Annotated in this window: 16 protein-coding genes and 1 riboswitch; of the genes, 15 read left to right on the forward strand and 1 reads right to left on the reverse strand. The window is 47.6% G+C overall.

What is annotated here, in order from left to right; genetic code table 11:
- Nucleotides 1–28 precede the first annotated feature (28 nt).
- A riboswitch (cobalamin riboswitch) is annotated at nt 29–149 on the forward strand.
- 114 nt (nt 150–263) lie between these two features.
- Genes CPZ25_RS01795 through CPZ25_RS01815 form a run of 5 tightly spaced genes read left to right on the forward strand, consistent with a single transcriptional unit; the run spans nt 264 to nt 5,583 of the window.
- The gene (locus tag CPZ25_RS01795) at nt 264–1,121 is read left to right on the forward strand and encodes a nitrogenase iron protein NifH (RefSeq protein WP_242867473.1); all 858 of its coding nucleotides are present in this window, start codon (nt 264–266) and stop codon (nt 1,119–1,121) included.
- On the forward strand, nt 1,102–2,646 hold the full coding sequence (locus CPZ25_RS01800) for a nitrogenase component 1 (protein WP_167495136.1): 1,545 nt from the start codon (nt 1,102–1,104) through the stop codon (nt 2,644–2,646). Before CPZ25_RS01795 ends, CPZ25_RS01800 begins: the two co-directional genes overlap by 20 nt.
- Nucleotides 2,647–2,667: 21 nt before the next feature.
- Nucleotides 2,668–3,756, forward strand: coding sequence for an ABC transporter substrate-binding protein (locus CPZ25_RS01805; protein WP_096919484.1), 1,089 nt, complete (start codon nt 2,668–2,670; stop codon nt 3,754–3,756).
- Between the two features lie 19 nt (nt 3,757–3,775).
- Nucleotides 3,776–4,813 (forward strand): FecCD family ABC transporter permease, encoded by a 1,038-nt coding sequence (locus CPZ25_RS01810; protein ID WP_058694889.1) that lies wholly within the window; start codon nt 3,776–3,778, stop codon nt 4,811–4,813.
- Complete coding sequence (locus CPZ25_RS01815) at nt 4,810–5,583, forward strand: ABC transporter ATP-binding protein (RefSeq protein ID WP_058694888.1); 774 nt, start codon at nt 4,810–4,812, stop codon at nt 5,581–5,583. Before CPZ25_RS01810 ends, CPZ25_RS01815 begins: the two co-directional genes overlap by 4 nt.
- A 63-nt stretch (nt 5,584–5,646) precedes the next feature.
- On the opposite strand, the gene CPZ25_RS01820 is transcribed toward CPZ25_RS01815, so the two are convergent.
- A complete protein-coding gene (locus CPZ25_RS01820; protein WP_058694887.1) occupies nt 5,647–5,940 on the reverse strand; it encodes an ArsR/SmtB family transcription factor in 294 nt (97 codons plus the stop codon).
- Between the two features lie 193 nt (nt 5,941–6,133).
- Between CPZ25_RS01820 and CPZ25_RS01825 the strand changes: the two genes are divergently transcribed.
- The 10 genes from CPZ25_RS01825 to CPZ25_RS01870 all read left to right on the forward strand — a co-directional run bounded on the left by CPZ25_RS01825 (nt 6,134) and on the right by CPZ25_RS01870 (nt 12,805).
- On the forward strand, nt 6,134–6,505 hold the full coding sequence (locus tag CPZ25_RS01825; RefSeq protein WP_096919485.1) for a hypothetical protein: 372 nt from the start codon (nt 6,134–6,136) through the stop codon (nt 6,503–6,505).
- Nucleotides 6,506–6,507: 2 nt separating this feature from the next.
- On the forward strand, nt 6,508–6,798 hold the full coding sequence (locus CPZ25_RS01830; RefSeq protein WP_096919486.1) for a 4Fe-4S dicluster domain-containing protein: 291 nt from the start codon (nt 6,508–6,510) through the stop codon (nt 6,796–6,798).
- Nucleotides 6,795–7,643, forward strand: a complete 849-nt coding sequence (gene gcvH / locus CPZ25_RS01835; protein WP_096919487.1) for a glycine cleavage system protein GcvH — start codon at nt 6,795–6,797, stop codon at nt 7,641–7,643. The genes CPZ25_RS01830 and gcvH overlap by 4 nt, the downstream gene beginning before the upstream one ends.
- On the forward strand, nt 7,633–8,031 hold the full coding sequence (locus tag CPZ25_RS01840; protein ID WP_096919488.1) for a putative zinc-binding protein: 399 nt from the start codon (nt 7,633–7,635) through the stop codon (nt 8,029–8,031). Before gcvH ends, CPZ25_RS01840 begins: the two co-directional genes overlap by 11 nt.
- A gap of 6 nt (nt 8,032–8,037) precedes the next feature.
- A complete protein-coding gene (locus tag CPZ25_RS01845; RefSeq protein ID WP_096919489.1) occupies nt 8,038–8,436 on the forward strand; it encodes a putative zinc-binding protein in 399 nt (132 codons plus the stop codon).
- A 277-nt stretch (nt 8,437–8,713) separates the two neighbouring features.
- A complete protein-coding gene (locus CPZ25_RS01850) occupies nt 8,714–9,592 on the forward strand; it encodes an SIR2 family NAD-dependent protein deacylase (RefSeq protein ID WP_096919490.1) in 879 nt (292 codons plus the stop codon).
- A 38-nt stretch (nt 9,593–9,630) separates the two neighbouring features.
- The gene (locus CPZ25_RS01855; protein ID WP_058694881.1) at nt 9,631–10,476 is read left to right on the forward strand and encodes a transporter substrate-binding domain-containing protein; all 846 of its coding nucleotides are present in this window, start codon (nt 9,631–9,633) and stop codon (nt 10,474–10,476) included.
- Nucleotides 10,477–10,493: 17 nt separating this feature from the next.
- A complete protein-coding gene (locus CPZ25_RS01860) occupies nt 10,494–11,234 on the forward strand; it encodes an amino acid ABC transporter permease (RefSeq protein WP_096919491.1) in 741 nt (246 codons plus the stop codon).
- Nucleotides 11,231–11,944, forward strand: coding sequence for an ATP-binding cassette domain-containing protein (locus tag CPZ25_RS01865; RefSeq protein ID WP_096919492.1), 714 nt, complete (start codon nt 11,231–11,233; stop codon nt 11,942–11,944). Before CPZ25_RS01860 ends, CPZ25_RS01865 begins: the two co-directional genes overlap by 4 nt.
- Before the next feature lie 3 nt (nt 11,945–11,947).
- The gene (locus CPZ25_RS01870; RefSeq protein ID WP_074616031.1) at nt 11,948–12,805 is read left to right on the forward strand and encodes an ATP-grasp domain-containing protein; all 858 of its coding nucleotides are present in this window, start codon (nt 11,948–11,950) and stop codon (nt 12,803–12,805) included.
- Nucleotide 12,806: the final 1 nt, after the last annotated feature.

A 12,806-nucleotide genomic window follows, 5' to 3' on the forward strand; every position in this document is an offset into this window, starting at 1 on the left:
AAAATTACATAGAAGACTTGTTGCATGAAAACCGGTGAGAATCCGGTACGGTGCCGCCACTGTAAGGGGGAGCCGCTGTAAGTTTTATCAACACTGGAGAGCATTCTCTGGGAAGTTGTTACAGCTGGCAATGAACCCAAGTCAGGATATTTCAACATTTCTTGTCTATACCTAACCTAACGGATCATTAGGAGAGGGTGTTGCTTATGTTGAGGAACTCTTCTGATGAATCGGTCAGAAGAGTTTTTTTTATGGGAGAAATTATGGAAAAGAGCAGTAAGAGAATCGCGTTTTATGGAAAGGGCGGTATTGGAAAGTCGACCATTGCGGCCAATGTTTCCGCCGCTTTCGCAAAAATGGGGAAAAGGGTGCTTCACATCGGCTGTGATCCTAAGTCGGATTCAACCCGGTGCCTGATGAGAAAGCGGATTCCCACAGTCATCCAAAAGCTGAATGAAAAAGGAGAACAGGTGACGGTACAGGATATCCTGTTTATGGGAGAGACGGGGGTGGCATGTGTAGAGGCTGGAGGACCGGAGGCAGGCATTGGCTGTGCGGGAATGGGGATCTCTACTACCCTGGAGACCCTTGAAAAGCTGGGAATATTTGAAGAGAGCTGGGATTTAATCCTCTATGATGTTTTAGGCGATGTGGTCTGCGGTGGATTTTCAATGCCTATGAGAAAAAAGTGTGTGGATCAGGTGTATATTGTCACCTCCTCTGAGCTGATGTCGCTTTACGCCGCCAATAATATCATGATGAGCATTGTGCGGTATTCTGCCCGGGCACAGCCCCTGCTTGGCGGACTGATCCATAACCGGGCCAGGCCTGGTACAGACCATCGGGCTGTCGAGCGCTTTGGTGAGCTGACAGGCAGCCTGATTGCGGCCTCTGTCAGCCAAAGTGATACGCTTCGGCTTGCCGACTATCAGAAGACAACTGTTTTTGAGCAGGACGAAGGTGAAGCACTGCAAAAAAGTTTTATGACACTGGCCAGAGCCATAGCCCGTCAGGAGGCCGGGACACTCCCGAAACCCCTTTCTGATGCAGAGATGGACAGTCTGGGCGAAATACTCTATCAGTTTGAGAAGGAGAACCATCATGAGCACAGCAACGGTTGAGAAAGCACAGCCAGGAATGGGAGATGAAGCGCTGTCCAGACTTCTTTTCCAAACTGAAGGTGTGCGCGTTCTGGCAGTGGGGCCGCCGGCCTGTCTCCGAATTCTTTATTTCAGGGCAATGGAGAAAGAAGCCCTCAGCCGCCTGAGACTCTGTCCAGTCTCCAGGCTAGAGTATACACTTGGCAGCTGCGCGCACAGAGTCCGCGGTATGCTCGAGGAGCTTGTTACGACCAGAGGGACAAAGGGGGTGGTGCTCTATGTTTCCTGTCCAGATATTCTTATACAGACCGATTTTGAGACGCTGGTATCAGAAGCGGATAATCCTTATAATGTGCCGGTCGCTGTTTTCAGACGGGGTCCTATGGAAAAACGGAAGAAAAAGTCTGTGGAACGGCTTGAAGAAATCATTCAGGGATTTGGACACGCTCAGGAAAACCACAAAGAAGGAAAAGAGGAGCGCCTCTGTCCGCTGCCGCCTCTGGCAGCAGATTACAGCGGCGCGCTGACTGCTTTTGAAGGGGACCGCTCGATCTGCGCCTGTCTGGTAACAGGCGCGGGCTGTGCCTCCTGTCCACGGTCCATTGATGATTTCAGAGAACAGCCTTTCTGGTATTCAAGAATGAACGACCTCCAGGTGACACTTGGCGCGGCTGAGAGCATCGAGAAGGGCATAGACGCCGTCATGCAGGAAGAAAACAGGCAGTCTGCGTTCATTGTGGGCACACCGCTAACTGTTATGACGGGTCTTGACGACAGCTCTTTTCCTTCGCTTAAGGAAAAAATATTCATCCAGACCAACGGCTTTCAAGACGCCCTTGAGGGAACACAGCAAGCGCTATCCAACGTTTCAAGAAAGCAGATGCGGCGTTGTAAGCGCACCGAAAAGCGAATCAATTTTGTGGGGTATACGCCCTTTGTTTTTGGAAACCAGCGGCAGTTTGCTGCGCTGGTACGTGAGCTTGCCCAACTGGGCTATGCTGTCTGCTGGCTGGGAGGCGGAAAGCTTGCTGAACTTAGAGAAGCGCCCAAAGCGAGTGTCAACTGGGTTATCTCAGAAGTGGGCCTTGAGCTGGCGAAGTGGATGGAAAAACAGTATGGTACGCCGTGGTTTTATCAGATGCCTGTTAGCGTGAGCGGTGTCAGGGCCGCTTATCAATATCTGGAAAGCATAACAGGAGACGCTGCGTTCCGGAGATGCCCCCAGGACACAGTGCCTTTTAAGCGGGAGCAGAGAAATGCAGTGATGATAGGGGATCATGAGCTGAACCGGCAGATGAGTACGGCCCTGAAAAATGAATTTTATGTTGAGTGCGCCATTGTCGAAAAGCTTCCTTCCCAGTGGGGTCTTGCCGGAGAAGTGGATTATGTTGTCGCGGATCCGCTGTATTTTCAGTATCTTCCTGAAAATACAGCGGTTAAGGTTCCCTTGCCCTTCCCAGCCCTCAGTGGAAACCGTTATATAAAGGGGGATTACTGTATTATCGGCCGAGAAGGCTGTCAGTATTTAAAACAGTTTTTTATGTAATTAAAAATAAAGGAGTTTAAAATGAAAAAAACATGGTTAAAAGCAGCAGGCCTGTGTCTGGCTGTCAGTTTGATTTTTGGAGGCTGCGCCAGCAGCGGAAAAACCGCGGAGAGTACCGACAAAGCCGAGGCGCGTGTTATAACCGATGAGGGCGGTAACCAGGTAGAGCTGCCGGAAAAGATTACAAAGGTAGCCATCACCCCGATTCCATGGGCATCGGCTGTGTGGACGGTTGACGGGGGAAGTGACAGGATTGTGTCCATTAACCCCAGCGCGATGGCCCAGTATAAAAAAAGCTTTATGACCAAACTTGCGCCGGAATTTGCAGAGATTTCCACTGGAGAAATCTCCCAGGATTTTTCCATTAATATCGAGGAACTGATGAAGCTTTCGCCAGAGGTGGCGTTTATCTGGAATGACCAGGAGGCCGAGGCCGAAAAGCTGAAAGCGGTTGGTATTACGCCTGTTATGTTAAACTATGCCGAAAACCTTGAGAACCTGAAAAAGGATTTAACACTGGTGGGAAAGGTTCTGGACAAGGAGGATTTTGCCCAGAAGCTCATCGATTACCACAATGATACCGAGACGTATTTTACCAATAAAAAGGATCAGGTTGCCGCGGCAGATCAAAAGAGCGTTCTCTACCTGCAGAATAAGAAACTGAGCGTAGCGGGGTCAAAAAACATTAATAACTATCTGCTTGAGCTGACAGGCGGCCGGAATGTTGCCGCTGGTTTAGAGAAAAAGTGGGCAGAGGTAAATATGGAGCAGATTATGGAATGGAACCCTGAGATTATCTACCTTTCAAATTTTGACGATACCATGCCAGAGGATTTGTATGAAAATAAAATCGAAGGACAGGACTGGAGCAATATCGACGCGGTCAAAAACCACCGCGTTTACAAAACACCAGTAGGGATTCTGCGCTGGGATGCCCCCTGTGTGGAGACGCCGCTGATGCTCAAGTGGATGGGTAGCATCCAGCAGCCGGAAATCTTTTCAGATTATGATATCCGGAGTGACATTAAGGATTTTTACAAAAAGTTTTTTGATTACAATTTAGCCGATGAAGAGATTGACGCCATTTATAATGTGAAAGTAAACCAGTAAAATTTGAAGGGGAGAGAATATGAATACAGCGGGACTTAAAAAGAAAATCAACCAGAAATACTATGCTGTTTTCGCTGGACTGATCCTCGTTTTGGTTTTATCCGGAATTCTGGCTTTGTGCTTGGGCCGTTACTGGATACCCTTTTTAGATGTGGTTAAGGTGATTCTGTCCAGGGTTTTTCCGATTTCAGGGAGCTGGGACGCCAACACAGAAAGTGTGGTTATGACCCTTCGGCTGCCGCGTGTAGCGGCAGCTGTCCTGGTCGGCGGCTCTCTGGCTCTTTCCGGTGCAGTTTATCAAGGTGTTTTTCAAAACCCTCTGGTGGCGCCGGATCTGCTGGGTGTATCCTCCGGGGCCTGCATTGGGGCGGCCCTCGCCATTCTTTTTAGCGTTGGCACCTTTGGTGTGCAGGTTGGCGCTTTTATCGGCGGCATTATCGCAGTCATGATCACAACTGCTATTCCCAAGGTTATCAAAAATAACTCCAATATGATGCTGGTGCTGGCAGGCATCATTGTCACAGGGCTTATGAACTCCATTATGGGGATCATTAAGTACATCGCCGACCCCGAGACACAGCTGGCGGAAATCACCTACTGGCAGATGGGCAGCATTGCAAAGGTGCTGCCAAACAGCCTTCTGATGATCTGTCCCGCGGTGCTTATCTCCACAGTGGTATTGATGGCCATGCGATGGCGAATTAACGTGCTGTCCCTCGGAGAGACAGAGGCAAAAAGCCTGGGGATCACCATCAAAACTACAAGGATGATCGTGATTGTCTGCGCGACACTGCTGACAGCCTGCTCTGTCTGTATCTGTGGGACCATTGGCTGGGTTGGGCTGGTTGTGCCGCATCTCGGCAGGCTTTTGGTGGGGCCGGATAACATGAAACTGCTGCCAGTCTCCTTTGTGGTCGGGGGGATCTTTTTGCTGGTGGTGGATACCATCGCCCGAACACTCACAAGCGCCGAGCTGCCCTTGAGCATCTTAACCGGACTGATTGGTGCGCCCTTCTATTTTTATCTGCTTAAAAAACAAAGGATGAACCTCTCATGAAGCTGGAAGTCAATAATCTTAGTTTTAAATATTTAAACAGCTGTGTTATTTTTGAACAAGTGAATTTTGAGCTTGAAAAAGGTCAGATACTGTCAATTTTAGGGCCGAACGGCGCAGGAAAATCGACATTGTTGAATTGTATTGGAAATTTGATCACGCCGCAGGAGGGGAAGATAAGGTTGAATGGGGAAGAGGTCGATAAAATGTCCCCCAAAAAGGTAGCTCAGAGAATTGGCTATGTGCCGCAGATTCATGTTCCCACCTACGAGTATACAGTCAGAGAGTTTGTGGTCATGGGGCGCACTCCCTATCTTGGAAAAATGCGTTCCCCGGGTGACGCCGATTATGAGCAGGTAGAGCGGGCGCTGGATATGGTCGGCATAAAGCATCTTGTTGAAAAGCCCTACACGCAGATCAGCGGTGGTGAAAGACAGCTGGTAACCATTGCCAGAGCCATCGTTCAGGAGCCGGACTTTATCCTTTTGGATGAGCCGACAGCTCACCTGGACTTTGGCAACCAGATTAAGACCATGCGCCTTGTCAAAAAGCTGGCTGAAAATGGATTTGGTATTATCATGACAACACATAATCCCGATCAGGTTTTTTACACCGGTGGGTTCGTTGCGCTCTTAGACCGGCAGGGAAGACTGCACTGCGGAGTGCCAGAGGATATTCTCACTGAGCCGTCTCTCACACAGCTCTACCAGGAAAGAGTCTGTGTGTTTTATTCGGATGAGCTGAAACGCAGGGTGTGTATATCGGGAATTTAATAGATGAAAGGGTTATAAAAAACGCAGCGGGTACTTAGCGACGTGTACCTACTGCGTTTTTATTTATTTAAACTGGCCCAAATATTCCTGGCTCATGGTTTCGGCCGCGGCAATTAAGGTGGCGGTGCTTTTTAAAGCGACATGATAGTGTGTCTGGACACCAACCTTTTCGCTCTCAATAATACCAGCTTCCTTCAATATTTTTAAATGCTGGGAAAGATTGGGCTGGCTGAACTCAAGGTTCTCTTTCAGCTCACAGACACAATGGGGCTTGTCCAATAAAAATTTGACAATTTTCAAACGGATCGGGTGGCCCATTGCTTTTAATATTTTGACGGATAACGCTCCAATATCCATATTAAGCCTCTTTTCTATAATAATATAATTGATCTATTATATTATGATTATATAGGAAGAACGGCTAAAAGACAAGAGACTTTGTGAATTAATAAAAAAGAGGTCGTTTTTCCCAAATAAAATACCTTGACTTTCTTCGGTAAAGGTAATATTATAAATATATAATTAAATAATTATATAAAGAGGTGCTAATATGAATGAAGACTTGCCAGGGTTTATAATGTGTGTATGTACAGGAAAATGTCCGGGATTTCAGGCAATGGATATTTGGGATTTTATTAATCAAGTGCGTGTGGAGTTGCCGGTAGAGTATGCCATCATTCATCCGCAGCTGTGTGAGGAGGATGGAGACCGTTTTTGGGCAGATTTTTTAAAAACGCACCAAAAGCTTGTGATTGGCGCCTGCGCGCCGAATATGCAGCGCAAGATGTTTAAAGAGGCCTTTAAGGAGGCTGGTCTCGATATTGAAAAAGACGTGCTTATGCTGGATATTCGGGATATGACAAATGAGCAGGCATTTGAAAAGGTTGAAAAAGCTCTGGATGCCGTGAGACTGGAGGTTTAAGGATGAGTGATACAACATTTATGGGAGTGGAACGAAACCGGATTGACTGGTCACCCCGCATTGACTACAGCAAATGTAACGACTGTATGGATTGCATGGATTTCTGTCCGCACCAGGTATTTGAAAAGCAGGTGGGCAGCGCGCATCAGCTGGCGGTAAAAAATCCGGATAACTGCGTTGTTTTTTGCCGCGCCTGCGGAAAGACCTGTGGACCTGGCGCCATCACATTTCCGGATAAAGCAGCGGCAACTCAGGCCATTAAAGCCATGCGCAGGGAGGACAAAGAATCATGAAAAAAGATTTTTGTGTGCTTCCCTGTAATGGGCTGGACAAATTTGCCGGCTTACTGACCCGCGAGGTGGCCCTCAAGCTTTTGGAGGATGGCGACCATGAGCTGATATGCCCGGTGCTGTACCACGCCGCAGAAAAACGTTACCAGAAGGCGCTGGCTGAAAAGCCCCTGCTGGTCATCGACGGCTGTAATACGAAATGTGCCAGTAAGCTGGCCGCCGAAGGGCATTTAAGAGTGGCGGAACGAATCAACGTGAGCGAGAGCGCAAGGGAAAGAGGCTTCTCGTTAACAGACTATCTGGAAATGGATGAATCCGTTGAGATTTTTATAAATACACTTATCGAGGGCTTTGAGGAAAAGCCTGACGAGGGTAAGGCCTCGTCCTTTGAAATGCCGGGTCTGGTCCATTACAAGAAGTTTTCTAAAGGAAAGTTTATTTTTAAAGTGCCTGAAAACTATTATTACTTTAATGAGAATGATTGCTGGGCGCTTGTTAAAAACGGGATCGCCCGGGTGGGCGTGACGGATTTTATTCAGCAGAACCTGTCCGATATTTTGTTCGTGGATTTTCCAGAGGTTGGGAGGAAGCTTGAACAGTTTGACGATGTGGGATCAGTGGAGTCTGGAAAATCAATTTTCGAGCTGGTTTCACCGGTCAGCGGTGTGGTTACAGCCATTAATACAGAACTGGAGCAAGCCCCTGAAATTGTCAACGAAAGCCCCTATGAAGGAGGATGGATTGCAGAAATAAGGCTGACTCACTGGGATGAGGACGCCGAAATGCTTATCCGTGATGAGGCGTATTATGAAATCATGAAAAGGAAGGTGGAGGAAATTGAACTCTAGAATAAAGGTTATTCCATGCAGCGGGATCGGAAAGGTGCTTGGGCTGATTGCCCGTGAAGCGGCCTTAAAGGTAACTGGTGAATTGCTGCCAGAGGAAACAGAAAGCCTGTGTCTGGCCCATATTGTTACTGGCGATGATGAGGTGGTTTCGAAGATAGAGGGACAGCCCTGTATTACCATTGACGGCTGCGCTAAATGCTGTGCGCAGAAAAGTGTAGAAGCTGCTGGAGGAAATATCTGTAATAAGCACCGTGTAGTTGATTTTATGAAATCGCATCGGGGAGAGGAACACGGCACCGGAACCCGTCTGACAGAGGACGGCTGGAGGTTTGCTGGTGAGCTGGCCGAAGTTATGGCAGAAGAAGCGAAAGCAGAATTGGAGGGATAACAGGCGATGGGTGAACAGAATATTGGAATAATTGCGTGCAGCGGCGAGGAATGTCTGGGCGGAACCCTTTCACGTTTGGCAGTCCGCAAAATGATGGAGGAACTGAGACCTGGAAAGGTCAGCACCTTGTGCCTGCCGTTGTTCATTGCAGGTGGCGAGCAGGAGCGGGCCTTTGCTCAAAACCATCCAACCATATCGGTGGATGGCTGCAGCAGGTGCTGTGCCAGACGCGCCATTGAAAAATACAGCGGAGCCGTAGCAGGAATGGTCGATGTAGAGACGCTCCTTGGAAAAAAGACGGCGCTGAATGACAGTGTCGTTTCGACAAAAGACTTAACTCCTGAACAGCTCGAGCTTGTGAACGAGATAACAAAAGAAATCATCCGGATTTTTGACACATTATGAGAATGGACAAACTATTTTGTAAAAAGGCTTTTCATGATTGGAACAGGATCATGAAAAGTCTTTTTTAATTGGTCTTTTAAAATAAATCTTAAGGAAAACTTAAAGGTGGAACACCCATAAATTCCCAATGGTTACCATTTGGAAACTACCCCACAATATTGTGCCTTCTTCACAGTAGCACAGTCTTGTTTTATGATATAGGCATGAAAAGAAATCAGCGAAAATGAATAATTATAAAACATGAAACGAGGTGAGCATATTGTTTTTCAGCAATAGGATGAGAAAAGAAAATGACGAAGCGCGAAAAATCTGCTGGCTGAGAAACGCCATTGAAACAGCGGACGCTGTGCTGATCGGCGCAGGAGCCGGTTTGTCGGCCTCTGCGGGGATAGCCTATTCAGGGGAGCGCTTTGAAAAGCTTTTCCCGGATTTTATAAAGGCTTATCATTTTCCGGATATGTATTCAGCAGGGTTTTATCCTTACGATACACCCGAAGAACATTGGGGATACTGGAGCCGGTATATTTACCATAATCGCTATGAAGAACATGATCGCGGGCCTTATGAAACTCTTCTTAAGCTTGTTGGACACAGAGATTATTTTGTGATTACAACAAATGTGGATCATCAGTTCCAACTGTCAGGCTTTGATAAGAAAAGGCTGTTTTATACCCAGGGGGACTATGGCCTATGGCAGTGTTCAAAACCCTGTTGTGATAAAACCTGGGACAACGAGGCCGCAGTTAAGAGAATGGTTGCCGAGCAGAGGAACCGCAGGGTTCCATCCTGGCTTGTGCCACGCTGTCCTGTGTGCGGCGCGCCAATAATGATGAATCTCCGCTGCGATAACACATTTGTCCAGGATAAGGGCTGGTACGCGGCTCACAGCCGATATGAGGATTTTATCCGGCGCCATAAAAACATGAAGCTCTTATTTTTAGAACTGGGGGTTGGTGGTAATACGCCAGTGATTATTAAGTATCCATTTTGGCGGATGGCTGCAGCAAACCCAAAAGCGTCCTACGCCTGTATCAATTTAGGCGAGGCTGTCTGTCCTCAGGATATCGCAAAGCAGTCTGTCTGTATCGATGGTGATATTGGAAAAGTGCTTATGGAAGTTAAAAACTGCAGTGGTATGGACATTGAGGCGGTATGAGCGCTAGCGTGTTAAAGAAAAAAAGTAAGGAGTAGACAATGAAAAAAATAACAGGATTATTTGTGTGCGTTTTGATTGCGGGTTTGGTTTTGGCCGGCTGTTTCGGTCGGGGAGGCGGAGATCAGGGGGGAGAAGCCCCGCTTAAGGTCGCCATGGATCTGAAGTTTCCACCTTTTACAGAAATGGACGAAAAGGGTAATCCCAAGGGGATAGAAGTGGATATCGCCAACGCCTTCGGCGATTACATCGGACGTGAGGTCGAGATTGTCAATACAGATTTTTCCATGCTTATTCCAGCATTGGAAACCGGAGAAGCGGATATTGTCATCTGCGATATGACTGTCAATGAGGAGCGCAAAGAAGTGGTTGATTTTTCAGAGCCTTATCTGTATGGCCGCACTCTGGCACTGATGCGCAAGGATTTTGCAAGACAGAACAATATTACAGATGAGATGAAACCAGAAGACTTCTTTTCCATCAAGGACGCCAGGTATGTTGGGCTGGCGGGGACGATCTCCGTATCAGTTCCCCAGAGCTATGGCGTACCAGTTGAAGAAATTACAGATGTGGCCAGCGGATTGATGGAGATAAATAACGGAACGGCTGATGTGATGGTGGGAGCAAATACAATCATTGGTAATCACTATGCTTATCCGGATACCACTCAAATTTACTGGGGCATTGAAGAATACAGCCAGTCTGCGATGGCGGTTAAAAAGGGCAACACCGAGCTGCTGAACCAGGCCAATGCATTTGTAAAAACCATGTACGAGGACAAAGGATTTTACAAAGCAGCCGGTGATAAATACGATGAGGAAATCCATCATTATTTAAAGGACGACAGCCTGGGCATTGATTTTATCATTTATCCGCCGCAGCAATAGGAAAGGATGTGCAGAATATGGTAAGAAAGTACAGCAGGCTGCTGCAATACCTGGCGGCAGGTGTTCTGTTCCTGCTTTTGATCCTCTATGTTCTGGGTAATACCACCGATCATCCGCGGTACTATCTGATTCTTGACCAGTGGCCCCTGCTTTTGAGTGGCATTGGCTATACGCTGCTGGTAAGTGCTGTTACCCTGGTTCTTAGCGCTGTGCTGGGCTTTGTGATTTATCTGATGATGAAAAGCCGTGTTCCGTTTATAAGGGGGATGGCGGTTGTTTTCAGAGAGATCATTATGGGGACGCCGCTTTTGGTTATGGTGTTTCTGGCTGTCTATGTGCTGGGGGAGGCTGTGCATATCAGCAGCAAATTTGTGTTGGGCATTGCAGCTTTAACGCTTTACACGGCCCCCTATGTGGCCAACTCCTACCAGAGCGCAGCGGAGGTGATTGATGAGGACCAGTATGTCGTCATGGAGCTCTACCATTTTACAGGCTTTCAGAAGTATTTCTATGTCATTCTGCCTCAGATGGTAAAGCCCTTATTGCCAGCGTTCATCAATCACCTCTCAGGGATCATCAAAGGCTCCGCCCTGCTAAAGGTCGTGTCCTTTCCGGAAATTGCCTATGTGATCACAGTGATCGCAGCGAAAAACTGGGCCTCGGTCGAGGGTTACCTGGTAATGTGGATAGCTTATCTGGCTGTCACGATTCCGTTGTCGCTTTTAGCGCAGCTTATTGGAAGGAGGCTTTCACGATGAGGATAGTGCTCGAACAGGTTACAAAAAAATATGACGCCAGTATCCTGAAAAATTTGAATCTTTTAATCGAGGATAAAAAGGCAGTTGGTGTTATGGGCGCTTCCGGCTGCGGCAAATCGACCTTGCTGCGTCAGCTGGCAGGCATCGAGTTTCCAGAGGAGGGAACCATAAAGGTGAATGACACAGTGGTATCCCCAAAAACTGTTCAGGCATACCAGCAAGAGATTGGTGTTGTGTTTCAAAAACACAACCTCTTTCCCCATCTTACGCTCAGAAAAAACATTCTGCTGATTCTTGAAAAGATTAGGGAGATAAGTCCAGAAGTGGCTAAGCTTAAGGCCAGCGCGCTCCTTGACCAGTTTCACCTCACTGAGCAGGCAGATAAACTGCCCCGTCAGGTGTCAGGAGGCCAGGCCCAGCGGGCAGCCATCGCCAGAGCGTTATGCACAGAGCCAGATCTGCTTTTTCTTGATGAACCGACAGCAGCCCTTGATCCTATCCTGACAGGTGAGGTTCTGGAGGCCGTCACAGAGCTCAAGAATCTTGGAAAAGACTGCATTTTTATCACACATGAGATTGATTTTCTCAAAAGGTTTGCAGACTATTTTGTGTTTATGAACCGAGGAGAAATCGTTGAGCATGGGCCGATAGGATTGCTCGAGTCGCCTGAAACAGACAAGCTGGCCACTTTTTTGAGAAGGGAGAGATAAGAAATGCTCGGTGTTTTATACGAGTCAGAGGAATGGTCAAGCTACAAGCTTCTTGAAGAAATTCAGGACTCTGGAATCGAAGCCTGTCTCATCAACCTTGAGGAAGATCAGGCCCTTGGAATGATCAGCCACTGTGATCTGCTTGTCAGCCGGATATTTGCCAGTGCGCAGTTCAGAGCGCATCAGAAATCGCTTGCGCGTATGCCGGAAATTATAAGACAGGCAGAGTGTGAAGGCATTCCAATGATCAATCCGCCACAGGCGCATTTTTATGAAACCAGTAAAGCCTTGAGTACAGCCTTTCTCAGACAAAAGGGCATCGCGGTGCCAGATGTTTACGGCGTGTTTTTTCCTGATGAGATTGATCCGGGGAGCCTCAGCTATCCCTGTATCATCAAACCAGACTGCGGGGGAAGGACCACCTACACGTCGATCATCAATGAGGCAGAGGCGTTATCACAGGCCATGGCAGAGATACCGGCGATCCGTATGATCGCAGAGGAATATATCCGTCCTGTCTATGGCTATATCACACGGGTCGAGGTGATCGGTGGAGAATGCCGCCTCATTTTAAAACGCAGTGTAACACCGGACGGCTTATCGGCCTATCACCTGGGTTCTGCTTATAGCCACTATACCGATTGTCCCGAAAAGCTCAGACAGACAGCGGTAAGGGCAATGGTGTTTCTAGACATTGAATTCGGGAGCCTTGATATTATTGAAACAGAAGAGGATTTTTATATTATTGATGTGAACGCTGTATCCAACGCGTCGGAGGACAATATCGGGATGTTTGACTTTGACCTAATGAAAGAAACAGCGGCTTATATCGCGAAACGTTACAGAGAAATGGAGAGATGAA

This window comes from Eubacterium maltosivorans, from assembly GCF_002441855.2.
Taxonomy (GTDB): Bacteria; Bacillota; Clostridia; order Eubacteriales; family Eubacteriaceae; genus Eubacterium; species Eubacterium maltosivorans.

What these genes read in the sequence shown, in the direction of transcription:
- CPZ25_RS01830 (WP_096919486.1), top strand. Translation starts at nt 6,508, where the DNA reads ATGAGTGATACAACATTTATGGGAGTGGAACGAAACCGGATTGACTGG.
- CPZ25_RS01865 (WP_096919492.1), top strand. Translation starts at nt 11,231, where the DNA reads ATGAGGATAGTGCTCGAACAGGTTACAAAAAAATATGACGCCAGTATC.
- CPZ25_RS01825 (WP_096919485.1), top strand. Translation starts at nt 6,134, where the DNA reads ATGAATGAAGACTTGCCAGGGTTTATAATGTGTGTATGTACAGGAAAA.
- gcvH (WP_096919487.1), top strand. Translation starts at nt 6,795, where the DNA reads ATGAAAAAAGATTTTTGTGTGCTTCCCTGTAATGGGCTGGACAAATTT.
- CPZ25_RS01800 (WP_167495136.1), top strand. Translation starts at nt 1,102, where the DNA reads ATGAGCACAGCAACGGTTGAGAAAGCACAGCCAGGAATGGGAGATGAA.
- CPZ25_RS01845 (WP_096919489.1), top strand. Translation starts at nt 8,038, where the DNA reads ATGGGTGAACAGAATATTGGAATAATTGCGTGCAGCGGCGAGGAATGT.
- CPZ25_RS01810 (WP_058694889.1), top strand. Translation starts at nt 3,776, where the DNA reads ATGAATACAGCGGGACTTAAAAAGAAAATCAACCAGAAATACTATGCT.
- CPZ25_RS01860 (WP_096919491.1), top strand. Translation starts at nt 10,494, where the DNA reads ATGGTAAGAAAGTACAGCAGGCTGCTGCAATACCTGGCGGCAGGTGTT.
- CPZ25_RS01805 (WP_096919484.1), top strand. Translation starts at nt 2,668, where the DNA reads ATGAAAAAAACATGGTTAAAAGCAGCAGGCCTGTGTCTGGCTGTCAGT.
- CPZ25_RS01815 (WP_058694888.1), top strand. Translation starts at nt 4,810, where the DNA reads ATGAAGCTGGAAGTCAATAATCTTAGTTTTAAATATTTAAACAGCTGT.
- CPZ25_RS01855 (WP_058694881.1), top strand. Translation starts at nt 9,631, where the DNA reads ATGAAAAAAATAACAGGATTATTTGTGTGCGTTTTGATTGCGGGTTTG.
- CPZ25_RS01795 (WP_242867473.1), top strand. Translation starts at nt 264, where the DNA reads ATGGAAAAGAGCAGTAAGAGAATCGCGTTTTATGGAAAGGGCGGTATT.
- CPZ25_RS01850 (WP_096919490.1), top strand. Translation starts at nt 8,714, where the DNA reads ATGAGAAAAGAAAATGACGAAGCGCGAAAAATCTGCTGGCTGAGAAAC.
- CPZ25_RS01870 (WP_074616031.1), top strand. Translation starts at nt 11,948, where the DNA reads ATGCTCGGTGTTTTATACGAGTCAGAGGAATGGTCAAGCTACAAGCTT.
- CPZ25_RS01820 (WP_058694887.1), bottom strand. Translation starts at nt 5,940, where the DNA reads ATGGATATTGGAGCGTTATCCGTCAAAATATTAAAAGCAATGGGCCAC.